The sequence below is a fragment of the Pirellulales bacterium genome, assembly GCA_019694435.1.
GTDB lineage: Bacteria > Planctomycetota > Planctomycetia > Pirellulales > JAEUIK01 > JAIBBZ01.
This window is the reverse complement of the sequence record JAIBBZ010000014.1, coordinates 1-23,638: the sequence shown is the minus strand read 5'-3', so window position 1 is coordinate 23,638 and position 23,638 is coordinate 1. Positions and strand designations below refer to the sequence as shown.

17 protein-coding genes are annotated in these 23,638 nt (G+C 63.0%); 10 read left to right on the top strand and 7 right to left on the bottom strand.

The features are described 5' to 3' along the window. The first annotated feature begins 37 nt into the window (after positions 1-37). Positions 38-793 (top strand): enoyl-CoA hydratase/isomerase family protein, encoded by a 756-nt coding sequence (locus K1X74_12285; GenBank protein ID MBX7167099.1) that lies wholly within the window; start codon positions 38-40, stop codon positions 791-793. 41 nt (positions 794-834) lie between these two features. Here K1X74_12285 and K1X74_12280 read toward each other — a convergent pair whose 3' ends face one another. After that, positions 835-1,701, bottom strand: coding sequence for a GGDEF domain-containing protein (locus K1X74_12280; GenBank protein MBX7167098.1), 867 nt, complete (start codon positions 1,699-1,701; stop codon positions 835-837). 251 nt (positions 1,702-1,952) lie between these two features. Here K1X74_12280 and K1X74_12275 point away from each other — a divergent pair, with 251 nt between their 5' ends. Genes K1X74_12275 through K1X74_12265 form a run of 3 tightly spaced genes read left to right on the top strand, consistent with a single transcriptional unit; the run spans position 1,953 to position 6,862 of the window. Continuing rightward, positions 1,953-5,063 carry a HEAT repeat domain-containing protein gene (locus K1X74_12275; protein ID MBX7167097.1) on the top strand — a complete coding sequence of 1,037 codons (3,111 nt, stop codon included), beginning with the start codon at positions 1,953-1,955 and terminating at the stop codon, positions 5,061-5,063. 60 nt (positions 5,064-5,123) lie between these two features. Beyond that, positions 5,124-5,879 (top strand): dienelactone hydrolase family protein, encoded by a 756-nt coding sequence (locus tag K1X74_12270; GenBank protein ID MBX7167096.1) that lies wholly within the window; start codon positions 5,124-5,126, stop codon positions 5,877-5,879. A 20-nt stretch (positions 5,880-5,899) separates the two neighbouring features. Further along, on the top strand, positions 5,900-6,862 hold the full coding sequence (locus K1X74_12265) for a pyridoxal-phosphate dependent enzyme (protein ID MBX7167095.1): 963 nt from the start codon (positions 5,900-5,902) through the stop codon (positions 6,860-6,862). A 16-nt stretch (positions 6,863-6,878) separates the two neighbouring features. Here the strand turns inward: K1X74_12265 and K1X74_12260 are convergent, their stop codons facing one another. Beyond that, positions 6,879-8,408, bottom strand: coding sequence for a terpene cyclase/mutase family protein (locus K1X74_12260; protein ID MBX7167094.1), 1,530 nt, complete (start codon positions 8,406-8,408; stop codon positions 6,879-6,881). 322 nt (positions 8,409-8,730) lie between these two features. Next, positions 8,731-9,816, bottom strand: coding sequence for a PEP-CTERM sorting domain-containing protein (locus K1X74_12255; GenBank protein ID MBX7167093.1), 1,086 nt, complete (start codon positions 9,814-9,816; stop codon positions 8,731-8,733). A gap of 604 nt (positions 9,817-10,420) precedes the next feature. On the opposite strand from K1X74_12255, the gene K1X74_12250 reads away from it, so the two are divergent. Beyond that, positions 10,421-11,629, top strand: coding sequence for a beta-lactamase family protein (locus K1X74_12250; GenBank protein ID MBX7167092.1), 1,209 nt, complete (start codon positions 10,421-10,423; stop codon positions 11,627-11,629). Positions 11,630-11,749: 120 nt separating this feature from the next. Here the strand turns inward: K1X74_12250 and K1X74_12245 are convergent, their stop codons facing one another. The 3 genes from K1X74_12245 to K1X74_12235 all read right to left on the bottom strand — a co-directional run bounded on the left by K1X74_12245 (position 11,750) and on the right by K1X74_12235 (position 16,916). Continuing rightward, positions 11,750-12,997 carry a sulfatase-like hydrolase/transferase gene (locus tag K1X74_12245; GenBank protein MBX7167091.1) on the bottom strand — a complete coding sequence of 416 codons (1,248 nt, stop codon included), beginning with the start codon at positions 12,995-12,997 and terminating at the stop codon, positions 11,750-11,752. Positions 12,998-13,266: 269 nt separating this feature from the next. Continuing rightward, positions 13,267-14,271: a beta-lactamase family protein gene (locus tag K1X74_12240; protein MBX7167090.1), complete on the bottom strand. Its 1,005-nt coding sequence runs from the start codon at positions 14,269-14,271 to the stop codon at positions 13,267-13,269. A 341-nt stretch (positions 14,272-14,612) separates the two neighbouring features. Further along, positions 14,613-16,916: a hypothetical protein gene (locus K1X74_12235; protein ID MBX7167089.1), complete on the bottom strand. Its 2,304-nt coding sequence runs from the start codon at positions 16,914-16,916 to the stop codon at positions 14,613-14,615. 686 nt (positions 16,917-17,602) lie between these two features. Between K1X74_12235 and K1X74_12230 the strand changes: the two genes are divergently transcribed. The 3 genes from K1X74_12230 to K1X74_12220 all read left to right on the top strand — a co-directional run bounded on the left by K1X74_12230 (position 17,603) and on the right by K1X74_12220 (position 20,764). Next, positions 17,603-18,214 (top strand): RNA 2'-phosphotransferase, encoded by a 612-nt coding sequence (locus K1X74_12230; GenBank protein MBX7167088.1) that lies wholly within the window; start codon positions 17,603-17,605, stop codon positions 18,212-18,214. A 404-nt stretch (positions 18,215-18,618) separates the two neighbouring features. Continuing rightward, positions 18,619-19,440: a hypothetical protein gene (locus K1X74_12225; GenBank protein MBX7167087.1), complete on the top strand. Its 822-nt coding sequence runs from the start codon at positions 18,619-18,621 to the stop codon at positions 19,438-19,440. Positions 19,441-19,468: 28 nt separating this feature from the next. Further along, on the top strand, positions 19,469-20,764 hold the full coding sequence (locus tag K1X74_12220; GenBank protein ID MBX7167086.1) for a hypothetical protein: 1,296 nt from the start codon (positions 19,469-19,471) through the stop codon (positions 20,762-20,764). A 66-nt stretch (positions 20,765-20,830) separates the two neighbouring features. Here K1X74_12220 and K1X74_12215 read toward each other — a convergent pair whose 3' ends face one another. Further along, on the bottom strand, positions 20,831-21,019 hold the full coding sequence (locus tag K1X74_12215; GenBank protein MBX7167085.1) for a hypothetical protein: 189 nt from the start codon (positions 21,017-21,019) through the stop codon (positions 20,831-20,833). Between the two features lie 124 nt (positions 21,020-21,143). On the opposite strand from K1X74_12215, the gene K1X74_12210 reads away from it, so the two are divergent. Together K1X74_12210 and K1X74_12205 are read left to right on the top strand one after the other, a co-directional pair. Beyond that, positions 21,144-21,554, top strand: a complete 411-nt coding sequence (locus K1X74_12210) for a heavy metal-responsive transcriptional regulator (GenBank protein ID MBX7167084.1) — start codon at positions 21,144-21,146, stop codon at positions 21,552-21,554. A 12-nt stretch (positions 21,555-21,566) separates the two neighbouring features. Next, positions 21,567-23,638 (top strand): nitric-oxide reductase large subunit (locus tag K1X74_12205; protein ID MBX7167083.1); only part of this gene is annotated, 2,072 nt, incomplete at its 3' end.

The window sequence follows — 23,638 nt, the reverse complement described above, 5'->3', positions numbered from 1 at the left end:
TCCCTTTGAACCTACCGCGAGCCGCGGAGCCGAGGCCATGATCCACGAAGAGATGCGCGAGTCGATTGCCGTGCTGCAGATGGTACGCGGGCGCGGGAACTCGCTGTCGAGCGATTTTCTCACCGCGCTCATCGAAATGCTCGATCGCTTCGAACAGGGGAGCGCCTCAGCGGCGGTGCTGACGGGCAAGGCCGGCATTTTTTCAGCAGGGGTCGATCTGCCCACCTTGCTCGAAGGGGGCCCCCAGGCCTCGGAGCGGTTTCTCGAGTTGCTCGTTCACTACTTTCACCGTCTGGCCGTTTGTCCCAAACCGATCGTCGCCGCGGTGAACGGCCACGCGATCGCCGGCGGCTGTATCACCATGTTTGCCTGTGACTACACGGTCGCCGCCGAGGGAAACTACAAGCTCGGCGTCACGGAACTGCTGGTCGGGGTGCCGTTCCCGGCCTGGCCCCTGGAGATCGTTCGCCACCGCGTGCCGCCCAACCAGTTTCGCGCATTGTGCTACACCGGCATGACGGTACCGCCGGCCGACGCCTTGCAGCGCGGCATGGTCGACGAGGTGGTGCCTTTGGCGCAAGTCATGGATCGAGCCTTGGCCGTCGCGCGGCAATTGGCCGAGGTTCCCGCCGCCACGTTTGCGATCACCAAGCAGCAAATGCGGCAGCCGCTGCTGGACGCCGTGGCGTCGACGACGCGCTATTTCGAGGACACGGCCATTGGGCTCTGGCTCGAACCGGAGATTCGCGCCGCCATCGAACGGTTCGTCGCGCGGACGATCCGGCGCGCCTAGACACGCTGCGGCACCGGCCGCCCGATCGCGGTGGTCGGCCGTCAACCACCTTTGCCCGGCAGACTCGGCAGCTCGGCCGTCAACGCGGCGAGTCTTTGCCGGATTTCGTCTCCGACCAAGGCGAGCGCATCTGCCGGGTTGTCGAGCGAGGAGAGGCCCTGGTCGTCCAGGCGCATCGCCCGGCACAACTCGCCGTCGTGGTAGTGAACGCAATTGCGCCCTGCCGACTTGGCCGCGTACAATGCCGCATCGGCACGCCGCACGAAGGCCGCCGTGCCGTCGTTGCGAGTTGCTTGCGTGACACCCTGGCTGACGGTGATCTGGAATTTCTGTCCGTCGAACTCGGGTCGCGCAACGCACACGGCCAGCCGCAGCTTTTCGGCAGCGATGATCGCGTCGGCCAGCCCCGTCTCGGGCAGCAGGATGGCGAATTCCTCGCCGCCGAAGCGGGCGACGAAATCGCTCGGCCGCAGAGTGCTGCGCAGCAGTTGCGCCGTTTCGCGCAATACGAAGTCGCCGGTTGGGTGACCGTAGCGATCGTTGAACTTCTTGAAGTGGTCGATGTCGCACAGCAGCAGCGACAGCGGGCGATCGTACCGCCTGGTCAGTGCGAGACAGCGATCCAGCTCGTCGTCAAACGCCCTGCGATTGGGCAAGCCCGTGAGGCCGTCGGTCAGCGCTTCGGCCGCCACGCTTTCCAGTTGTCGGGCCTGCTCCAGCAGTTGCCGCTGAGCGTGTGCGTATTCTGCTTCGAGTTGCTCGAGGCGTAGGGAAAGCTCGCCCGGCGCGTCCGGTTGCGAAAAGCACTTGGACGACGACCGCTCGCGCCAGCGACTCAGCCACGAGGCCAACCACAACCCCAGGCCCACGGCCAGGGCTGCCTGTGCCGTCGCTACGACGAGCAGCATGAATAGATTCGGGCCGTTCGCGGGCATGGCCGAGGGGAGGGAGAGCTTGACGCAGTATCCAGGTGCAATTTCCAGAAAAAGCCTAGGTTGCCGCGACGCAGCTTCACCGCTGCGTTTGTTTCGCGAGCCGCATTCCGCAAGCGAGGTGCTGGCTGCTGCAACAGTTCGTGCGGGTTATATTGGCTGGGCCATGCGTGTTGACGCTTCTGTGGCGGCCATCGGCTGCCCGCGGCTCTTGCAGGAGAAATTCGATGCTCCGAGTCACAACTGCCTTCGTGGGTTGCCTCACGATCGCGGCCTTCGCGCCCGCGTGGGCCGCCGAAGCGGAACCCATGCTCGCCACGATTTCGGTGCCCGAAGGTTTTGTCGTCGAACAAGTGGCCGGTCCACCGCTGGTCGAACACCCGATGATGGCGTCGTTCGATCCCCAAGGGCGGCTCTACGTCGCCGACAGCGCCGGCTTCAACCTTTCGGCCGAGGAACTGCTGGCCCAGACGCCCAACCGCATCTTGCGACTTGAAGATACGGACGGCGACGGGCGGTTCGATCGCCGCACGGTGTTTGCCGACCGTATGACTTTCCCCATGGGAGCCCAGTGGTATCGCGGCGCCGTCTATGTCGCGAGCCCGCCGAGCATTTGGCGACTCGAGGACGTCGACGGTGACGGCGTGGCAGAACGTCGCGAAGAGTTGGTCACCAAGTTCGGCTTCATCGGCAATGCGGCCGATATCCACGGCTGCTTCCTCGGTCCCGACGGCCGCATCTACTGGTGCGACGGCCGTCACGGACACCATTTCACCGACGGCGATGGCCAAACGACGAGCCAAGGCCAGGCGGCGCGAATCTTTTCCTGCTTGCCCGACGGCAGCAACGTCGAGGCGCTCTGCGGTGGCGGCATGGACAACCCGGTCGAGTTGGCTTTCGCGCCCGAGGGCGACGTGTTCGGCACGATGACGTTCTACAACCCCGACGATCATCGCCACGACGCGATCGTGCATTTCATCCACGGCGGCGTCTACCCGCGCAAGCATTCCGTCGTGCAGGAATTCAAGCGCACGGGCGATTTCATGCCGCCGCTGTGCTTGTTCGAAACCGTGGCGCCGGCTGGTCTCTTGCGCTATCAGGGCCGACAGTTCCCAGATCCGATGCGCGGCAACCTGTTCAGTGTGCAGTTCAATACGCATCAATTGCTGCGGCACCCGATCGCCCGTAGCGGAGCAACCTGGTCGGCCACGACCGAGCCGTTCCTCGCTTCCTCGCACATCGATTTCCATCCGACCGACGTCCTTGAAGATGCCGACGGCTCGCTGTTGGTGATCGACACCGGCGGCTGGTTTCGGCACGGCTGCCCAACTTCGCAGGTGGCCAAACCCGACGTGCTCGGCGCCATCTATCGCGTGCGCTACCGCGAGGCACCACCCGTGGTCGATCCGCGCGGCCTGACGTTGGAATGGGAGCAAGCCACGACCGAGCAGTTGCTCGACCGGCTGAACGAACCACGGCCTGCCGTTTTGGAACGCGCCATCGATACCCTGGCGCTGCGCGGCGACGCGATGGTCGCAGCCGGCGCCCGGCTGTTGGCTGATCCGCAGACTGCGCCGGTTCGCCGCCGCAATGCCCTGTGGGCGCTGACCCGCGCCAACACGCGTGCCGGACGGCACCTGCTGCGGGCGGCGCTGCGCGATCCGGACTTGAGCGTGCAACTGACCGCGGCGCGGGCGACGGGCACACTGCGCGATCGCGAGGCATTGGTCGACCTGCTGCCGCTGCTGGCCAGTCCTGAGCCCGTCCTGCGCCGCGAGGCGGCTACGGCCCTGGGGCGCATCGGCCAGCCGGCCGCCGTGCCGGCGCTGCTCGAGGCCGTGGCGCTGGGCGGCGATCGATTCCTCGAACATGCCTTGATTTTTGCCTTGATCGAAATCAACGACCGGTCGACGACGCTCATGGGGCTCGACGATCCACGGTCCGAAGTGCGGCGAGCAGCACTCATCGCACTCGATCAAATGGACGATGGCCAACTCCAGCGCGACGAGGTCGTACGGCTGCTGGACACTTCAGACTTTGCCCTGCAACAAGCGGTGCTCGATTGTGTCGCTCGCCACGAAGGTTGGGCCGGCGAGACCGTCGGTTTGCTGGGCACCTGGCTGGCCGACGCCCAGCGCGCGCCCGAGCAATCCGAGACCTTGCGCGGCGCACTCGTGGCCTTCGCCGCGCAGGCCGAAGTCGAACAGCTGATCGCCGCTGGGCTGGGTGACGAGCAGGCCAGCGACGCGAACCGGCTGCTGCTGCTCGAGGCCGCGTCCCAGGCGAACGTCGCGCAGTTGCCCGACGCTTGGAAACCCGGCGTCGAGCGTGCGCTTGCCGCTGCCGAGCCGGCTGTGGTGGTCGCCGCGTTGGCCGCGGCCGCGCGACGCCCGGAAGCGTTCATCGACGAGCTGCTGACGCTCGCCGCGGATGAACGCCGCGACTCGGCAGCGCGTGTGCGGGCACTCGAATTGCTTGCCCCCTTGGAGGAACTCGACGATGCGGCGATTGCGCTGCTCGTCGATCGTGCCGCCCATGCCGACTCGGCCCTCGAACGGCTCGCGGCAGCGCGAGCGCTCGGCGCGGCGCGGCTCGACAATGCCCGACTGCTGGCGCTGACCGAGGTGGTCGCCGGAGCCGGGCCCTTGGAATTGCCCGCGCTCTTGGCGGCGTTTGAGCTGCGCGGCGACGTGATCAATTCGGCCTGGCTGCCCCAGCCCGATCTCGGTCTGGCGCTGGTCAAAGCCCTCGACGCCGCGCCTGGCCGCGCGGCTGTCCCTCAGGCACGCCTGGCCGGTATCCTGGCGGTGTTTCCCACGCCCGAGGCGCAGGCCGAGGCGATGCAGCTCATGGCCGAGGCTGCAGCCGCCCAGGCTACACAGGCCGAGCGCCTGGCGCAGCTCGAACCGCACCTGGCCGGCGGCGACGCAGAACGGGGTGCCGCCGTATTTCAGGGACGCAAGGCGGGCTGCGCGGCATGTCATCGGGTGGGATCGGCGGGCGAGACGATCGGTCCCGACTTGTCGCACGTCGGCCAGATTCGCGCGCCGCGCGATCTGCTCGAATCGATCGTCCTGCCCAGCGTGACCTTGGCGCGCGGTTACGAAACCGTCACCGTCGCCACGAGCGGAGGGCAAAGCTACACGGGGGTCATCAGCCGGGAAACTGTCGACGCGCTCGAGCTCCGCAATGCCCAGCGCGAGGTGTTTCGGATCGCGCGCGGCGACATTGCCGAGCTGGCGCCGAATCCCGTTTCGATCATGCCCCAAGGGCTGGACCAGGTGCTGACGCCGCAAGAATTGGCCGACCTCGTCGCATACTTGCACAGTCTGAAATAGACTGTTGCCGAACGATACCGCGATTCGGCCGTGCCGCCTTGCTGGGAGAGCCATCGAACGATGAACGCCTTACGCACGGGAAGTCCGATCCTCAACGCGTGCCTGTTGCTGGTCACGCTCACTTTGTTTGCACCCCGGGAGTCCAGGGCCGTGGAAACCGGATTTCTGTCGCGCAGCTATCAAGACGCCGAGGGCGTCGAACACAAATACGTCGTGTTTGTCCCGGCAGCCTATGACGGCAACACGCCGTTTCCGCTGATCATCTTTCTGCACGGCGCCGGCGAGCGTGGGACCGACAACGAAAAGCAGGTGGCCGTGGGGCTGGGGCCCGTCGTGCGGAAACAGGCGGCAACGTTTCCGGCCATCGTGCTCTTTCCCCAGGCGGAGAAAAGCTGGATGGCAGGGTCGCCCGACTTGCAGCGTGCCGCGGCCGAACTCGATCGCGTCGAGCAGGATTATCGTGTCGATCTGACCCGGGTCTATGCGACCGGCCTGTCGATGGGCGGCCGAGGTACCTGGGACCTCGTCGCTTCGCATCCCGACCGATTCGCGGCCGCCGCTCTGATCTGTGGCTTCTATAATTTCGATACGATCGAGCCGCTGGCGAAGATTCCCACCTGGTTCTTTCACGGCGACAGCGATCCAGTCGTCCCGGTGCGCAACAGCCGCCAGGCGCATGAAAAATTGAAGGCCCTGAACGCTGCGGTCCAGTACACCGAGTACCCTGGCGTGAAGCACGATAGCTGGTTGCAGGCCTACGACACGGCCGAACTTTACACCTGGCTGTTCGCGCAGCGTCGCGGCGCCGCCAACTAACCGTCTACCGGCGCCACGGCATGAGCGAAGGCGTCACCTTCGACGACATCCTTGCCGCCCGGGCGCGGATTGCTCCCTTCGTTCACCGTACGCCGGTGATGACGTCGGCCTATTTCGACCGGCGCGTGGGCGCGAGCCTGTTTTTCAAGTGCGAAAACCTGCAACGCGTCGGGGCGTTCAAATTCCGTGGGGCCACCAACGCGGTTCAATACCTCGGCCAGGCCGAAGCCGACCGTGGCGTCGTGACGCACAGCTCGGGCAACCATGCCCAGGCGCTCGCGGCCGCGGCCGGTCAACGCGGCATCGCGGCCACGATCGTCATGCCGCGCGGCGCGCCGGCCGTGAAGCGCGCCGCGGTGGTCGGCTACGGGGCGCGAATCGTCGAATGCGATCCGACCCAGGCCGCGCGCGAGGCGACGACCGCACAAGTCCAGGCCCACACCGGGGCCGTCCTCGTGCATCCCTACGACGATCCGCGCGTCATCGCTGGCCAGGCGACGGCCGCCTGTGAACTGCACGAGCAGATCCCCGGGATCGACGTCGTGCTCGCGCCCGTCGGGGGCGGCGGCTTGCTCGCGGGCAGCTGCCTGGCCACCAGGCACATGTGTCCGCCGGCCGAGATTCTTGGCGCCGAGCCTCGCCAGGCCGACGATGCGGCACGTTCGCTCGCGGCCGGCCACATCGTGCCAGTTTCGAATCCTGACACTATCGCGGACGGATTGCGGACCTCGCTCGGACGATTGACCTTTCCGGTCCTGGCCCGCGAACTGGCCAGTATCGTGTGCGTCGACGAAGCGGCCATCGTCGAAGCCATGCGACTCGTGTGGGAGCGCATGAAGCTGGTGATCGAGCCTTCGGCCGCGGTTCCCGTGGCGGCGCTGCTCAGTGCCCCCGACCGCTTTGCCGGTCGCCGTGTCGGGGTGATTCTTTCCGGCGGCAATGTCGATCTCGGCCGGCTGCCTTGGCAGACGGGATCCACCTGATCCGCAGAGCCAGACGCTAGCGCTCGACGGCCATCTCGCTGTACAGCGGCAGATGGCGGTAGTACACCTCGAGGATGCACAGCGACAGGCTGGTCATGTACAGCCGGCCGCCGACGATCGTGAACGCCCCCTCAGGGTCCCAGCTTCCTACGGCATGCCCATCGCGGACCTGCGTGTGCACGAGCGTGTCGCGGACGACCGAGTTCCACTGCTGCCAGGGCTCGCCGCCGAAGTGGTGCATCACCTGCGTGGCGTAGTACCAGTAATAGATGTCGATGTCGCGCGGCTCGGGCGGAGCGACCTGGAACAGGAAGTTCACTCCAGCTCGCACGCCGGGGTGGGCAGGTTCCCAGCCGGAGTAGAGGCGACACAAGAGCGCCTCGGCCGACATCGACTCGGTGGCAAACTCGCGCGGCTGATACGAATACTGCCCGCCGTAATTGTCGGTTTGCACGTGATCCAGATACCGCGTCGCAGCGGCAAGCGTGTCTTCCGGCACGTTCAAATACGCCATTTGCGCGCTGCGCAAGGCCATCACCTGCCAGCCCAACACGCTGGTGTCGCCGGGTTCGCCGGGACTATAGCGCCAGCCGCCGCCGCGCTTGTCCTGCGCGGCGACGATGAAGTCGACCGCTTTTTGCGCCGGTTTGCGCAGCCAACCCTCTTGCGACAAGGCCAGCGCTTCGCACAGCACGATCGTCGCCTGGCCGTGGGCATACATCCGGCCAATTCCCGGTCCGCGCAAATCGCCATTGGGCCGTTGCTGCTTGATGAGCCAGCGCAGACCTGCCTCGACCTCGCGATAGTACTCTCCTTCGGTGGGGGTGTTTCCAGCACCCAGCAGCGGCAACAGGGCCAGCCCCGTCGCCCCGACGTCGGAGTAGTTGCCCGCGCCTGAGCAGCGGCCTTTGCAGGAATCGGCCTTCGCGAACGCATCGAGGCTCCAGCGCCCGTCCTCGAGCTGATGTCGCGCCAGCCAGCGCAAGCCCATGGCGACGGACGCTTCGCTCGAGTCGCTGCCGCCGCCTCCTTTGACCAGCGAGGCCCGCGTGGCGGCGTTTTTGCGACCGTCGAGCGATCCGGCCCGACCCGAAGTCCCCACGGCCGCTGCCACCCGGTGGGGACTCACTTCGGATGCGGCCAGTGCCGTGAGCTCGGCCGTGGGCTCGGACTTCGGCGCCTCCCGGAAGGGATCGTCGTCCTCCACGGGCTCAGGAGCAAAGGCTTCGTCCGCGGCCACGGTCTCGAAAACGGGTTGATCGCCCTCGACTTCGACCAGGTCGCCGTTTTCGTCGCCTGGCGATGCGATCAGGTTGATCTGTGGCTGCGGGCGCTCGAGCGCAAAGAACCACAACCCGCAGGAGATCACCAGCAACATGTGCACGACGAGGCTGCCCAGAAAACCGGTTGCCCGGTGTATGGGGTCGTACCAATGCACGAAGTCCGGCGGGCGTGCCACGCGCCGCATGGCAACGGCAGCGCGCGAATCTGGCGCAGCGCATGGCGCGGGCGCAACCTGCCCGAGCGTAGGTTCCAGCGCGGACATGACCTTTTCCCTTCGTCGCTGTTCCGTATTGCCCCAACCGGCCAAGCCGGATCAAAAGGGCCAACGCGCGGGAATCGGACGCAATTCCAAGTGCCGACGAGAGCGGAACGGACGTGTGGTTTGCGTTGCGGCGACGACCCCGAGAGACAGGGACCACCGCCGTACGATGTCAAACCATCGCTCGCATCATAAGCGACCCGGATCGCAAATGGAAAAAAGAATTCGTCGCCCTCACCGTGCCGTCGCCCCGCGGAGGGCTGTTCCGATCCCTCGGAACAGCCCCCGGGGGTTGATGGCCACCTGGATAGCGACGGCTAGGAAATCAACGGCGCCGTCGGCGCTTGGCTGCCAACCATCCAAAAGCAACCAGCCCGCTGGCCATCAGGCCGAAGGTTGCCGGTTCCGGCGTCACATAGGGCGTATAGAACTCGCAGGTTTCCAGGCCGTTGCGGTCGATCGCAGCGATCCGGACGATCGAGGGTTCGGCGTTGGTGCCGTTGTTCCAGTTTGTGCCCACCCCCGGCGTGGCGCCGTGGTAGCTGCCGTTTTCGAACTGGCTGACATAGAAAGCGCAGTCCGGCCCGACCGAAGCCAGGTCGCCGTACGCTCCACTTCCCCAGGCAATGTCGCTGATCGTGGGGATCCCGGTGAAGTTGGCACCAAAGACGTAGCGCGAGACGGTGCCGTCGTTGTTGTTGCTGTAGAGCGTGGTGGTCGACGCCGTCGAGCTGAACGCCAACCCGTCGGGGAAGTGGGTCGTCCCGAAGCTGTTCACGACCGAGCCGGTGTTGGTGAGAATCGTGATCGTCTGGTTCGTTTGCCCGGTGATCGCGATGTTCCCGCCAGGCCCGGCGACCATGCCGTCGACCAGCGCGGCCGAGGTATGGATCAGGGTGTTGGTCAGCAGGACGGGGTCGTAGATGTAGACATTGCTCAAAGTGCCGCTGTCGGTATAGGCGATGCGCCCGTCCGGCAGCGTGGTCACGCCGTACTGGCCAGCGACCGACCCCGGCAGGGTGACGGCCGGCGCGGCCCAGTTCGACGGATTGATCCGCTGGAGACCCGCGTTGGTGATGGCATAGATGTAGCCGTCCAGGCCGTTGGTCATCCCCACCCCGGTGCCGAGCCCCGTGATCGTATAGGTCGCGATCACGCCGTGAACCGAGTTGCCTTGATGCGTGGTGTTTTGGGTGGGGTTATACTCGCGGATGACGTTGCCGTTGCGCGTCAGGAGATGACCGCTCGAGGTCCAAGCCATGCCGGCGGCGACGTTGGGTCCGGCATAAATCTCCTGGCTGTAATTGGGGTCGATGTTCGGAAACTGATCGGCCCGCGCAGGACCGTCGACGATCGCCAGCGCGCAAGCCAGGGCCGGCAAGCAAACGACCAACCGAATTGTGAAACTCATGAGCTGACTCCTTAGGTTCGAGAAGGGGTGTGTGACGGATCTTGAGGCGATGCAACCGGCTTGCAGCCGGGAATACACAACGGGACTCCGATCGAATCGTTGCGATCGGAGTAAATGTTCCTTGGATATACACGAGTGTCTTGTTTCGGCGCGCAGCGGTAGCGCGGAAAATACACATCGTGAAAAAACCAACGCAGTGCGGTGCGGGCTTGTTCCGGCATGCGCGCAGCAACTCCCTGCCGTGATCGCAGAAAGGCACGCCACACGGGAAAAACCGTGGGAATAGAGAGGTAAGACGACGAGCCCCGACGGTGGACGATGCGCCCACCGACGGACGTCACTCTCCGCAAGAATTCATTAGCGGCACCCGGAACCGGCACCCCATAACGCGTGTGAAATTAGCAAACAAACCATGAGTGTCAACACAAAAGTTCGCGGATTTCTAATAAATCTGAGGCGCCTCCCGGCGAGCGGCGCGGTCGTTTGGAGCCGCGCAGCAGGGGCTCCAGGCATGGGTGGTGGCGGTACAAGGGGTTGAGCATACTGACACGCGAATAGAAAGTTCGGCCCGCTGGATTCCCGTTCCCCTGGTAGGAGGCTCGTGATGCTTGCCCGATTCGTGAAACGCTCGGCAGCTTCGAATCGCCGATTGGCGTCGAGGGCTGCTGCGCTGTTCTGTGTCCTCGGTTGCAGCACCTACGGCGCCCTGGCCGCGGCACAACAGGCGGGCTCGATCGCTGCGGCGCCTGCCGCTCCGCGGGTGGCGGCCGTCTCCGAGAGCCTGCAACAGTTCGTCGACCGCGGTGATCTGGCCGGCGCAGTGGCACTCGTGGCTCGGCACGGCAAACTCGTGCATCTCGATGCGGTCGGCTACGCCGACGTCGAGTCGCGCCGCGATCTCGAGCCCGACGCATTGTTTGCCATTATGTCGATGACCAAGACCTTCACCGCCGTTGCTGCCTTGATCTGCTGCGACGAGGGCAAGCTGGCTCTGGACGATCCCATCGCGCGGACGCTGCCTGAGTTTGCTCATGTTCCGCTCGACACGATCACCTTGCGCCAGGCCATGTCGCACACGTCGGGCCTGTTCAGCGATCAGCGCAACGTCGGTTCGCTGGCGGAAACGGTTGCGCGCCTGGCCGAACAAACCCCGCGGTTTGCGCCCGGCGAAAAATGGATGTATAGTCCCGGCCTGACCGTGGCCGGGCGAATGGTCGAGGTCGCAGCGGGAATGCCCTTCGACGAATTCGTCGCCGCGCGGATCTGCCAGCCACTCGGCATGCGCGATACCCACTTTCGTCTGACCGCGGGCGACGAACCCCGGTTGGCCACGGTCTACAACTACCAATCCGGAAAGCAGCAGCTTTCGCCGGCCAAAATGGATTGGTTTCTCGGCCCCATGGACACGCGCAGCCCGAATCCCTCGGGCGGGCTGTATTCGACGGTTGCCGACCTGTTTCGCTTCTATCAAATGCTGCTCAACGGCGGCGCGCTTGACGGCACGCGAATCTTAAAGACCGAGACGGTCGCTGAAATGTCCCGTTCACAAACCGGAGACCTCAAGGCCGGGTTTGTGCCCGGCACCGCGTACGGACTCGGCGTGGGCGTTGTGCTCCAGCCCGAAGGTGTCACGGCGATGCTCTCGCCCGGCACCTTCGGCCACGGAGGCATGCTCGGGACTCAAGCCTGGGTCGATCCGCAAAAGCAGGCGATCATGATCCTGCTGATCCAGCGTTTGGGCCTGCCGAACGCCGATGCGAGCGAGTACCGGCAAGCCTTCCAGCAGGCGGCCGCGGCTGCGCTCGCCGATTGAGGCGCGGTGGCGTTGATGGTTCCGTTGCCGAATCGTCGGCGGCGCCCCGGCAACGCGAACCCCGAACATTGGAGCGCCTGGGGACTCAAACTGTCCTAGCGCTCAGTTCACGGCCGCACGTCAATCGTCCCGCTTCTTTGCGCGACCACTGCCCTCGGGCGGGCCGCCCTGCGCTGCGATCGCGGCAGGGCGCGCATCGCGGAATTGTTGCAGTGCCGACGCGAGCAATTCTTGCGCGCTCGCCGCATCGCGCCCCTGGTCATCGCTCGATAGTGGCGCGCGCTCATTCGGATCATTCTGCACGTCGTACAATCGGCCGTCGCGATAGAGCTTGTAGCGCTGATTCATGGCGAACTCTGCATCGGCCGTGGGGCCACCGTTGCGGCTGTACCAGCAGTAGATCCAGGGACGCGGTTCACCCTGCTCGCCACGCAGTTGTGGCAGAAAGCTGCGGCCGTCGAGATGCAGTTCGCCGGGGATGACGACGCCCGCGGCCTCGCAGATCGTGGGCAGAAAGTCGGTGCTGTCGATCAGATCGTTCGAAACGCGTCCGGCAGGGACAACGCTCGGCCAGTTCACGATCAACGGCACGTGTGTACCCGCCAAGGTGGTCTTACCCTTGCCGCCGACCACGGTTTTTTCACCCATTTTCGACCGCACACCCAGCTTGGTGCCGTTGTCCCCAAGCACGATCAGCAGCGTGTTGTCGCGGATGCCATGCTTGTCCAAGGCCGCCGCGACGTTGCCGATCAGGCCGTCTGCGTACGTCACCATGTCGGCAAAGTGCTGCTCGTGGTCGTTGACTTTCTCGCCAATGGCCCGGGCGTCCCAGTCGGGACTTTTCGGGGTCGGTTGAAAAGGCGCATGCGTGAGGATCATCGGGTAATAGAGAAAGAACGGCTGGTCCCGGTGTCGGGCGATGTAGTCGAGAGCATAGGCATGGACAATGTCGGGCCCATATTCGCCGTGCGAGAAGTCAATCTCTCGGCCATCGATTTCCAGGCCAGGGTTTGCGTATCGCGGCGGGCGGCGAGTGAGCTGCCACAAGCAATAGGACTCGAAGCCAAAATGGCCCGGCAACGACATGTCGCGGCCAAGCTGCCACTTGCCGGCGATGCAGGTCGCGTAACCTGCATTCTTGAGCAGTTGGGCAAACGTGGTTTGCTGCTTATCGAGATGGCCGAAGTGCGTGTAATTGCGCACGTTGTACAAACCGGTCATCAATTGCGCGCGAGTCGGCGTGCACAGAGGCTGCACGTGGCAATGCTCGAACCGCATGCCGCTCGCGGCGAGTTCGTCGAGATGTGGTGTGCGGTACGACGTTCCGCCATCGGCCCCCACGCACTCGTAGCCAAAGTCGTCCACCATGATAAGCACGATGTTCGGCCGCGAGCTGGCCCAAGCTTGCTCCGCGCTCACTAGGCAACACGCCAAGAGTGAGACCGCGCGCAGGCCCCAAAATGCTTTTCTGCCTGGCTGAAATAAGCATGTCATGCGAGGAGTCCTGTCGGGTTGGCGTCTACTGTGTTTGGCATCCGTTCATTCAACTTCCCTGGCAGCATCACCAGCACGCCGGAAGCGGTTGATGCGCTCGAGGAACTTCGTTGCGAGCGTGCCGCGTCGACTTCTCCACCGCGTCATTCGTCGTGCAGTGCCGCTTCACAGGCCCGGCGCAGATACTCGGCGAACCGCCAATCGCCGCTGCTGCCGGTTTGACGAGTCGCGACCAGGTCGAGGCTCGGGACGAAAGCGATCAATTGCCCGCCGGAACCCGGCTTGTAGCGAGCGTCCTGAGGAATGCCCTGCACTTCGGCCGCTCTTTCCCCGGACAGGCGCGCCGGCAACTCCCACGCGTGGGAATAGCTCTGCGCTTCGATGTGAAACCGCATTTCCGGCCCCCGCACGTCGTGCGTGGCAGCAGCCGTCTGCTCGACAAACCAGGCGGGAATCACCTGCTGGCTTCCCCAGCGACCGTTGTGTGCCATGCAATATGCGATCCGCGCCAGGTCGCGTGCCGGCATGCCCAAGCCGTGCGAGGGATGGCGGCCGTGTTTTTCATCGCCGTCGTAGTATTGGAACCACCAGTGTTCGATGCCCAACGGTTTGAATAGCGCCTCGATGGCGAACTGATCGTAGGGCATGCCCGTGACCGTCTCACACACGAGCGAAGCATGCGCGAGCGCGTGCGTCGAATACCCGCAGGCCGTACCGGGATCGAACGCGAGCTGCTCGGTACGGGCATCGCCCGTGTGGCCCAGAATGTATTGCCATGTGCCGTCGTTCGGTGCGCCGGCCGCTTCGGGACAGATCCCCGAGGTGTGATTCAACAATTGTTTGACCGTGATCTGTGTCTTGCGCGGATCGCTCAAAGGTTGCGCCCAGGGAATAAAATCGAAGGCCGGATCGCTGAAACTCATTCTGCGCGGGGTCAGTCCATGCTGGCTGCGCTCGGCGGCTATCGCGAGCACCGTGGCACATATGGCCTTCGAGACCGACGCGACGCGGCGCGCGTCGGTCCGCGCACTATTGCCTCGCTCCACCTCGAGGACCACATAACCGTGACTGATCACCACGGCAGCGAAATCGCGGTCGTCAGACGCGAGTAGCCACTCCCTCAGCTCGGCCAGCTTCGACGGGTCCATGCGCGCCAGTTTTCGAATTTCGTCGGCGGTCTGGAGTTGCCGCCATCCTCCAGCAGATTCTGGCGGGGGAAAGTAGAGGTCGGCCGCCACCGGGCCGTCGGCAGGTGGGTTGGCGTCTGAGATCGCAACAGTTGTGGGTTCGGCCCCGATTGCAACGGCTGCGGTCAAGACCGCACCGCACCACGAGCACAAGGTAAACAGGCGTTTCATCAACCACTCCCTTGAAGCTACCGTGTCCTCGGGTGCGCTGGACCGCTTGTGGCGCTCGCTGCAACTCTCCCGGACGCATGTGATTCTAACCTTCTGTGCCGGCACAGGCTGCGCATCGAGCCGTGTTCGCGCTATTCGGCAGTCCGCGGCATGTCGTCGTTTGCATCTTCATTCTGCTGCGCCAGGTGCAAAACCGCGTCGCCAGCCAAAGGTGGTCGAAACAGTGACTTTGGATTGCCACCCGTGACTACCTCGCCGTCGCGAAATTTGCCGCTGCCCGGATCGTACCAGCGGGCCAGAAAAGATTCCTGGCCAGCCCCTGAAAGATCGACGGTGAATTCCTGCGTCGCCGGCGCGTAGACGACATATTCGTGGCCTGGCCAGGCCAGACAATGTCCCGTGCTGGCCAGTTGGGGCGCAGGGGCCAGTCTCCAGAATCGCACGCCCGACCGATTGAAGAATCGGGCACAGTAGCCGGCGATGTCGTACGCGGCGTCGCGCGTCGTTGCGAGACGCGACGCAGCTGCTTGCGTATCCCAGCCGAAACTCAAGTCGTTCTGATTGACCCAGCCCGCGCCGGCCAATGCGGTTTCCCACGCGCTTCGTCGAATCGTGTCGAGCGACGGATCTTTCCCATTGAATTCCGGGACAGGTTCGCTGCACACGTAAGGCTTCGATGGCAAGGTGCGAAAGCCTGTGCTGAACTTGCCGGATTGCCCTACCCAGCCCTGTGGATGCAACGAGATCACGTCGAGCCGCTGTTCGTCGTGCCCGTTGAAGCCGGTCAGGTGATCGCAGTTTGAGATGAGCAGGTTCGAGCAGCGCGCGCGAAAGAACGTCAAGAAGTGCAATTCATGGAGTCGCCGTTGCGATTTGTCGTACCATTCCCCCTCGTTGAACATTTCGTACATCACGTTGGAGAAAGATTGGAGCTCCCCGATCAAGCGGTCGCAAAAGCGCTCCTGGAAATACTGGTTTTGTTGTTGCCAGGTCCAATTGGAATCGAATTGCTCGGGCATTTCCCGATCGTAGTCGGCCAGTTCCACGTATTGGCGCCCGATGTGAAGCGGCCCGTTGCCGAGTTCGCGATTGAAGGGATGGCCGCCAAAGCAAGTTTTCGTCCAGCCGTCGTGAACCGTGACGAGCACGACTATGCCTTTGGCCTCGGCGCGGGCCACGAAGGATCGCAGTCGGTTGAAGTAGCGCGGATTCAAGTGCCGGAGATCGAAGCTGGCATTGTCTGGATCGCCGGCCCATGGCCAAAGCTCCGGAGCGTCGTAACCGATGCGCTTGTCTTGTCGCTGCATTTCGCCATTTGCACCCTTGAATGCCCAGAGCATGACGAGCGTGATTCCGCGGGCAGCCAACGCGTCGAGGTAGCCGTCGCCAGCGAAGTTTTCGCCGCCTTCCATCCAGCCTTGCGTGACGGAATCTCCGATCAGCATGATCGGCCTGCGCCGCCAGACGAGGTAATGTCCCGCTTGCTGATCAGTTTGCAGCACGCCCACCTTCGAATTGTCTGCCTGTCGCGTCGATTCATTTCGATCGACCGGACCCTGTGCCGAACAGACCACCGCTCGCATCCGCTCGAGAAACTGTCGTTCCTCGGCATCCAGCTGAGTAAAGAGACGCTGCTCGCTCAGTTCGAAGGACCGCCGTGGCCGGTTGTCGGGCGTATCGAATTGGGCTCCGTTGTGAAAGCACCAGCCGGCCGCTCCACCCGCGATGCTCCCCTGGAGGTCGGTGACAAAGTCCTCCGCTTTCGCCTTCCATGCCGCGTAGCCGCGCCGAAACGGCTCTTGATACAGCACAGGCACGACGTGATCGATCCGCTTCAGCAGATCCAGCATCCGTTGCGTCGCGGCCTCGGTCTGGGTGGGCGAATCGACATTACGCGGGCGGTGCGGCGCGAGGAAGTCTACTTCGGCGACGAGCAAGGCATTGCGAAGATCTGTCTCGTCCAGATCATGGCCGCCAAAGGAAGCGGTCACGAGTCGCGCTGGGTCAAGTCGGCGCACCAACGCTCGCAATTGCTTCAGCTCCTCGACCGGCACATGTCGCGCATCGCGAATGTCGTGCTCGTTCGCCAGATCGACATACCAGTTGCGCCACTGTTTCAGCGCAGTGACCAAGGTCTCGACACCGCGCTCATGGGCTGCGAGTGTCGGCAGCGTCCCTGCCGCGCTTCCGCGAGTCAGCGTGAGATCCAGGACCAGCCCACGACGATCGCACTCGGCCACCAGCCATGTGAGTCTGTCGAAATACGGTTGGCGCGGCATCCCTGAAGAGTCCAATGCCGAAACATCGCGACCGAAGCTTTCCCAGGTGACCCAGACACGCAGCCAGTTGAAACCGTGTCGTTGGGCATCGTCGAGATCGAACCGGATGTCGTCTTCAGAAGCGCCCAAGGCTGCGTAGTAGGAGAAGCCGAGCATGAATGTTGCTCGGCCGTCGAGAGCAAGCCGGGAGCCATCGACTCCTAAGGTCGCGCCGAAAGCCGGCCGCCCGGCAAGATTCGCCACGAGCACGATGAACACGCAGAAAGCACTTCGTCGCAGGACTGCCAATTGCACCCCCCTTGGATCGCCGCGTCACCGCCCGGGTTGAAGTTTGAGTGCCCTCCAGGCGCGGCTTCGCAACGCCCGAATGGGTTCGATCACGGGTCAAATGATCGCAGCCCGCCAGTGAATATGCACGAGTGTCTGCGAGACGGGCCGCATCGAGGCCGGTCAGAACGCCTTTGAGCAGGCGTACAAGCGGGCCAAACGGGCTCGCAACCGGGCCGTGCCGCGCAGAAAAAACCCCCGGGCATTTCAGACTTTGCACGTCACCGCGAGAATCTGCAAGCCCGAGGATTGGAGGCGGCGGGAATCGAAGTCTTCTATCAGAATTTGCAAGCAGTTTAGCAGTCAACAACTTAGACGACCAGTCGTTATCGAACGCTGTTGATGTGCAGTACTCCAGCGACGCGGCTTGTCGCACCATGTCTCCCGTCGACATTGCACTGAATTATGTGGCGAAGAATTGGTCGTCGCTGCCTGAGTACATCAAGCTCGCCGTCCTCGCGCTTGTCGACTCCGCGATGAATCACGCTCAACCAGTCGAAGTCTCGGAGGACTAAGTGTCCACCAAAGATTTTTCGACACCAAATCGGGACCAGAAACGCTCCGAGCGTTCTCTAATTCGATTTCTCTGCCAAGCGCTCCGCCACACGCCGTGGCAGTTCGGCATTGTGCTCGACGCGCATGGTTGGAGCGACCTCGACAAGCTGATCTTCGCCGTTCAACGCTGTCGCTCCGAATGGGCGTTGATGACCCGACAACAAGTTGAGCACATGATTGCGTGTCGTCATCGCGACCGACTAGAGATTTCTGAGGGGAGAATCCGTGCACTCTACGGACACAGTGTGCCGGACGTTCAAACTGCCACCCGCGGCATTCCTCCAAACCCGCTCTTCCACGGCACGAAAGCATGTTGGCTGAATGAGATTCTGACCTATGGCTTGCGCCCCATGGAGCGGCAACTTGTTCATCTCACGACGGACTTCAACTACGCGCTTCGCGTTGCGACTACTACCGACACGACGCCCGTGGTGCTGACGGTCGACACCGAACGGGCGACGCATGACGGAACCGAATTCTGGAAAGCGAGTCGGCACGTCTGGCAAGTGCAATCGATTCCAGCTTTTTGTGTCACCACAACTTTTCGACCGCAAGCCGACGCAATGAACTGACCTGATTTGCTTCAAGACTCGGGCCGCATGAACGCTTGCGCCGGCAATTAGGTCGGAGTATCCGGCCCCCACGCGCGGCCAAGTCCACAATGCTGAGTCCTCTCGATCAATCCCGACTGGGACCACCGGCATACGTTGCAATGGTTGCCAGACCGTGAATCGGCCTCGAAGTCTGGCTGGATAGAAAGTCGCCGCAGCGGGTGCTGGTGGTCGAATGTCGCTCAATTACACCGTCAGCCTCTTGCCGACAGCCTCGGCATAACGCACCAAAGTGTCGACCGCCTCAGGCGAACGGCGCATCGCTTGCGCTCGCCCTCTCCGGACGGTATGGTTGGCTGGTGAGGCCCGAACGTTTCACCGCGTTGATCTGGTCCCTGCGGACTCGCGACCGTCCGCGATGGGGGATGCTCGTGTCCGCGGTTAGTGTGATTATTGGCGCAATTATTACTCGTGACGCGTCGGCCGCATTCATCGGCCTCTGGCTTGTTGCCGCGACAATCGCCTGGCCCTCGACGAGGCGAACCCACGCTCTTCACGACACAACAACCGATCGAGCAGGGGGGTACTTCGACACGGACCTCGGCATCGCCGAACTCGACGAGCGGCTCGCTTCGCTCACCACTACGAACGATTCACTGCTTCGCAATCTCATCGCGTTAAAGCTCGCCGTTATTCGGGAAGAACTGGACGAACTGGTCGCCGGACGGATTGCCTTTCAACAGACTGAAACGTGGCGATCCGCCTACGCGGAGTTGCTGCGCAGTCCCGACGTCACCGAATACCTGTCCGTGGCATGGGTCGTCAACGAGGACTATTGGCGGGATCTTCCCGGCGAGCACAGCTTGAGGACGAACTTCGCGGCGCTCGATCGGGGCGTCAGCGTTGAGCGGATCTGCATTCTCGGCTGGAACCTCTGGCCACCCGAGTTGTCCGTGCCGCTTCGGGACGTACTGAACTGGATCAACGACCAACACTATCGCGGAATCGCCATCTCCCTGGTTCGCGAAACCGACCTGGTGGCCGAGCCCGACCTGCTGCGTGATTTCGGGATCTACGGCCATCGCGCCACCGGCGAGCAGCAACTTGACCGGCACGCCCGCACTGTTGGCTTCACGCTCTCCTTCGACCCGGCCGACGTCGCACTCGCGCGCGACCGCTGGCGTCGGTTACAACTTTTCGGCCAGAAATATCAGGAACTGATGGATCGCGCCGGCATACCGATCTAAGATCGGATCAGGTCTTCGGAAATACCGGATGCGAGTGCCCCTGAGGCGGCTGTATCTTGATACGGCTCGGCTGGGGCTGATGTGCCAGGGTGCCCAGCGAGCCTTAAATGACTTCGCGAAGCTGCTGAGCGAAGATGGCTTGTCGCTGTACGCTACCCGGTGGCTCGTTCACGGCGACGAACGGGCAATTGCAAACTCCCGCCGCCAGATTCCCTACTGGCCCGGAATCGACGGACTGAGGGTCGCCGTTCGTGACTTCATAGGCGCGCCAGCCGGCTCATCGGTGCTATTCGCGAACCGCTCCCGCGCTCTCGCGGAAGTGTCGATCGGACTACTTGCGAGTCACTGCCGACGACCGTTGCTGGTCGATCTGCTTTGGCCGCCCTATCAGCAATCCGTCATAGCCGCGTGTCGCTCCTCGGCCTCAATGCCGTCGATTGTGCGCGTGCGACGTCGCATTTTTCGCGACCAGATGTCCGCCGACGAACTGATTGACGTCATCGCCGCACACTACCGGCAACATTCCTGCGATGGTCTTTTCTTGCCATCGGTGAGCCACGATGGTGTTCGGCTTCCGGTCGCCCGTATCCACCACCTTCTACGCAGCCACCGGCCGCCGGAACTGGTCGTTGTTGATGGTGCTCAAGGCTTTGCCCATACCGACAGCCGCGAGGATGTCGACGCCGCCGACATTTACCTTGTGTCCGCCCATAAGTGGCTCCGGTCAGGACTGCCGCTCGGCATCGCAATCTGCCGGGACGCGGCAGTCACTGAACGCTTGGCCCATTACGAGCAACGCGATCACCCTTCCAGCGAACCGCTTATGCGACTGGTGCGAGAGTTGACGCAAGGCAAAGCGACATCGTTCGGCGAGACCGTCAATGTCGCGCCGCTCGTCACCTGCTTTGGTGCGGTCGCTGAGTTGAGTGGGACCGACACGACAAAGGGCAATGAAACTCAGAGCGACAACCGCGAGAGACTTGCCGACGCCGTGCGACGTTCGGGCTGCGAACTGCACGATGTTGCCCCCGAACTGCAATGCGGAATCTTGCTGCTCAGAGCGCGGGCCGCCAGGCGAAGCGACGGAGCCCCCGCGTTGCCGAGCCTCTTCGATGAGCAGGCGATCGCCGTCACCTGCTATCCAGGTGGTTGGATTCGACTCTCTGCACCTCGACAGGCGAGAGTGTCACCGGAAAACTGTACGCGGCTGGAACTCGCTCTGCGGACCAGCTCGGGGACCAACGGCAAACACAGCCATTCGATTTCCACGCCAATCGACAACGGCGAGGAACGTTCGCTTGATAACGCGGCTCTGCCCCAGTAGCCTCGGTACAAAATTACCGAACCGACGAGACTCCACGGTTCGGGGCGAATCGTGATTCTACCGGCATCAGCCGTGTACCAGTTCTTTGCGGCGACGTTCGTGCTCTTCGCCGTTCTGTTCATCATTGGATTTCTCTGGAATACTCGCACGATGCCGCCGCGCGAGTTCCTCGGCGCCGGCGGCGTATTGATTGGCCTCGCGGTAGCCGCCATCATCTTCCTCGGGATACCTCGGCGCCAGCAAGGCCAGGGTCACGCAGGTGCTCAAACGCCTCGAAGCTGAGCAGGTCATTCGATGAATGCACACCCAGGCGGCTTACCATTGACTCTGTAGTATACTCCAGGCTTATCATGACCCCATTGAATCGAGGCGACATCCCATGACGGCCATGAAGATCGGCGAGATGGCGAAACGATCGGGCATCGGCGTCGAGACGATCCGGTACTACGAACGGGAAGGTCTGCTCCAGGAGCCGGAGCGTCGGCCCTCCGGCTACCGCCAGTATGACGAATCCACGATCGAGCGGTTGGACTACATCCGGCGAGCCAAGGAACTCGGCTTCACACTGGCTGAAATCCGAGAACTGTTGGAGTTGTCGTTTGTCGCTCATGCCGGGTGCGATCACATCCGGCAGCGAGCAGAGTCGAAAGTCGCCGACATCGAGGGGAAGATTCGCAGCCTGCAACAGATGAAACGCTCGCTCGGCAAAATCGTGGTGCGGTGTCGGACAAAGAACTCGACGGATGATTGCCCGCTGGTCCACAAGACGAAGAAGCGACCTGCGGGATAAATGGAGATCGACATGAGACGACTCTGGATCGGCTTCTCGCTAGTGATGCTGCTCTCCTTCCTCGTCTTGGGCTGGATCGGGACTCGCATCTATCAGGAAAAGCCGCCCGTTCCCGCAAAGGTCGTGACAACGGACGGCACGGTGCTGGTTGCCGAGGGCGAGATCGGAGCGGGCCAGAACGTCTGGCAATCGCTCGGGGGCATGGAGGTAGGCTCGGTTTGGGGACACGGTAGCTACGTCGCTCCCGACTGGACCGCCGACTGGTTGCACCGAGAGGCGATGTTCATCCTCGACCGCTGGGCCAACGCCGAGTTTGGGAGCGAGTACGCCAAGCTCGATGACGAAAAGCAGGCCCAGCTACAGGGGCGTTTGGCGAAGGAGATGCGTAGCAACACTTATGATGCCAGCACAGGAACCGTTACTGTCTCACCGATCCGGGCCGAGGCGTTTCAGGCGAACTTGAAGCACTACTCTGACGTGTTTGCCAACGGCAAGGCCGAGTACGCTATCCCCGCAGGAGCCGTCAGTGATCCCGATCGGCTAAAGAAGCTTTCGGCGTTCTTCTTCTGGTCTTCTTGGGCTGCCAGCACGAATCGTCCCAATGACCGAATCACCTACACCCACAACTGGCCATATGAGCCGCTGGTCGGCAATCGACCTACCGGCGAAACAGTCGTTTGGACCGGCGTGAGCATCATCATGCTCCTGGCGGGCATCTCGGCGATGGTCTGGTGGCACGCCGCCCGCAAGTCGGACGAAGACGCGCCGATCCTGCCGAACGCCGACCCATTGGGCCAATGGGTTGCCACGCCGTCGCAGAAGGCGACCATCAAGTACTTTTGGGTCGTGGCCGCACTGATCCTGCTCCAGATGTTGCTGGGCGTGGTAACGGCTCATTACGGCGTGGAAGGCGATGGCTTCTACGGCATCCCACTCTCGAAGTGGCTGCCCTACAGCGTGACCCGGACGTGGCACGTTCAGATGGGGTTGTTCTGGATTGCGACGGCATGGCTGGCGGCGGGCTTGTTCATTGGCCCGCTCGTCAGCGAACAAGAACCGAAGGGGCAACGTCTCGGCGTCAACATCTTGTTCCTGGCATTACTACTGGTCGTGGCCGGGTCTCTGACCGGGCAATGGTTGAGCGTCCAAAACAAGCTCACGGACAAAGTGTCGTTTTACTTCGGCCACCAGGGGTACGAATACGTCGATTTGGGACGAGTCTGGCAACTCGCCCTATTTGCTGGACTGCTGCTTTGGTTCGGTTTGATGGTCCGTGTGCTGTTACCGGCCCTGCGACGAACGGGCGAGCAGAAGCAACTCGTGACCCTCCTCGCCGTAGCGAGCGCTGCGATTGCCCTCTTCTACGGAGCGGGACTGACCTGGGGCCAGCACTCGCACCTGTCGATGGTGGAGTATTGGCGGTGGTGGGTCGTGCATCTGTGGGTCGAGGGCTTCTTCGAGGTCTTCGCCACGACCGTCATCGCTTTCTTTTTCATGCGCCTCGGCCTCATCCGGCCCGGAATCGCCGCTGCTGCTGCGCTGCTGTCGGCGACGATCTTCCTGTCGGGTGGCATCATCGGAACGTGCCATCATTTGTACTTCTCCGGCACGCCGACCGTCGCGCTGGCTTGGGGATCGGTGTTCAGTGCCCTGGAAGTCGTGCCACTCACGCTCGTCGGCTTCGATGCCATGGAAGACTTGCGCCGGTCCCGGCTGACGCCTTGGGTGCAACGGTACAAGTGGCCGATCTACTTCTTCGTGTCCGTCGCCTTCTGGAACATGATCGGGGCGGGATTGTTTGGCTTCATGATTAACCCACCTATTGCTCTTTACTATATGCAGGGCCTCAACACGACGCCCCTCCACGGCCACGCCGCCCTGTTCGGCGTCTACGGAATGCTCGGCATTGGCCTGATGCTTGTCTGTCTGCGAGCATTGATCCCGGGGCGAGAGTGGCAAGACCGCCCGCTCAAGTTTTCGTTTTGGGCGCTCAACGGTGGGTTGATGATGATGTGTATTTTGAGCCTGCTCCCTGTGGGCCTGATGCAGACCTGGGCCTCGGTCGATCACGGCTACTGGTACGC

Excerpts from the sequence above, each read along its gene's own strand:
- K1X74_12285 (MBX7167099.1), top strand. The coding sequence starts at position 38 with ATGATCCACGAAGAGATGCGCGAGTCGATTGCCGTGCTGCAGATGGTA.
- K1X74_12280 (MBX7167098.1), bottom strand. The coding sequence starts at position 1,701 with ATGCTGCTCGTCGTAGCGACGGCACAGGCAGCCCTGGCCGTGGGCCTG.
- K1X74_12275 (MBX7167097.1), top strand. The coding sequence starts at position 1,953 with ATGCTCCGAGTCACAACTGCCTTCGTGGGTTGCCTCACGATCGCGGCC.
- K1X74_12270 (MBX7167096.1), top strand. The coding sequence starts at position 5,124 with ATGAACGCCTTACGCACGGGAAGTCCGATCCTCAACGCGTGCCTGTTG.
- K1X74_12265 (MBX7167095.1), top strand. The coding sequence starts at position 5,900 with ATGAGCGAAGGCGTCACCTTCGACGACATCCTTGCCGCCCGGGCGCGG.
- K1X74_12260 (MBX7167094.1), bottom strand. The coding sequence starts at position 8,408 with ATGTCCGCGCTGGAACCTACGCTCGGGCAGGTTGCGCCCGCGCCATGC.
- K1X74_12255 (MBX7167093.1), bottom strand. The coding sequence starts at position 9,816 with ATGAGTTTCACAATTCGGTTGGTCGTTTGCTTGCCGGCCCTGGCTTGC.
- K1X74_12250 (MBX7167092.1), top strand. The coding sequence starts at position 10,421 with ATGCTTGCCCGATTCGTGAAACGCTCGGCAGCTTCGAATCGCCGATTG.
- K1X74_12245 (MBX7167091.1), bottom strand. The coding sequence starts at position 12,997 with ATGGTGGACGACTTTGGCTACGAGTGCGTGGGGGCCGATGGCGGAACG.
- K1X74_12240 (MBX7167090.1), bottom strand. The coding sequence starts at position 14,271 with ATGGACCCGTCGAAGCTGGCCGAGCTGAGGGAGTGGCTACTCGCGTCT.
- K1X74_12235 (MBX7167089.1), bottom strand. The coding sequence starts at position 16,916 with ATGCTCGGCTTCTCCTACTACGCAGCCTTGGGCGCTTCTGAAGACGAC.
- K1X74_12225 (MBX7167087.1), top strand. The coding sequence starts at position 18,619 with ATGCTCGTGTCCGCGGTTAGTGTGATTATTGGCGCAATTATTACTCGT.
- K1X74_12220 (MBX7167086.1), top strand. The coding sequence starts at position 19,469 with ATGCGAGTGCCCCTGAGGCGGCTGTATCTTGATACGGCTCGGCTGGGG.
- K1X74_12210 (MBX7167084.1), top strand. The coding sequence starts at position 21,144 with ATGACGGCCATGAAGATCGGCGAGATGGCGAAACGATCGGGCATCGGC.